The organism is Virgibacillus salexigens (assembly GCF_014905415.1).
Lineage (GTDB): Bacteria > Bacillota > Bacilli > Bacillales > Amphibacillaceae > Virgibacillus > Virgibacillus salexigens.
On record NZ_BNEO01000160.1, the window covers coordinates 1 to 299 of the forward strand.

Annotated in this window: 1 pseudogene; it reads left to right on the plus strand. The window is 41.5% G+C overall.

Features of this window, described 5'->3' with window-relative positions:
- A pseudogene (gene qcrB / locus JKP73_RS22675) lies at nucleotides 1-299 on the plus strand (menaquinol-cytochrome c reductase cytochrome b subunit); the annotation flags it as partial.

Consider the following 299-nt stretch of genomic DNA (forward strand, 5'->3'; position numbering starts at 1 on the left):
ACAGAAGTAGCACATGCACAAATCGTACGTGGGATGCACCATTGGGGTGCCAGTGTGGTTATCGTAATGCTGTTATTACATACACTGCGTGTGTTTTTCCAAGGAGCTTATAAAAAACCACGTGAACTTAACTGGATGGTTGGAGTTCTAATCTTCTTTATCATGCTTGGTCTTGGATTCACTGGATACTTCTTACCATGGGACAACAAAGCATATTTTGCAACCCAAGTCGGACTTGAAATTGCTGAACAAGTTCCTTTTATTGGGGAACAATTGAAAACGCTATTAGCTGGTGATGC